At 60.4% G+C, this 273-nt stretch carries 1 pseudogene; it reads right to left on the minus strand.

The annotated features are described in order from the left end of the window. Window positions 1-253: pseudogene (locus tag SB822_RS57050) on the minus strand (sulfate ABC transporter permease subunit CysT); the annotation flags it as partial. Between the last annotated feature and the right edge of the window lie 20 nt (window positions 254-273).

Below are 273 nucleotides of genomic sequence, written 5' to 3' on the forward strand. Positions count from 1 at the left end.
GCACCGCAGGGCATCTTACCGGCCGAAGGGGTTCAGAGCCGGGTGCATCTCGGAGGCCGGCTGCTTCTTCATACTCGGTGCCAAGTTCCTCGATTACAGGTTGAAGCGTGCGGACGACGAAGGGTAAGCCCACGAACGTGAGCGCGATGACGATACCCGTAGCGTTGAATGCAAGCGGAATGTCTCGCGAGGCAAACCAGGCGCCAATCCAACCGTTGGGCCCGAAAATAAACGCGAGGGTGATGCCTGCCACGGAAGTCGGGAGCGCGAATG

Source organism: Paraburkholderia sp. SIMBA_054 (assembly GCF_046534875.1).
GTDB lineage: Bacteria > Pseudomonadota > Gammaproteobacteria > Burkholderiales > Burkholderiaceae > Paraburkholderia > Paraburkholderia hospita.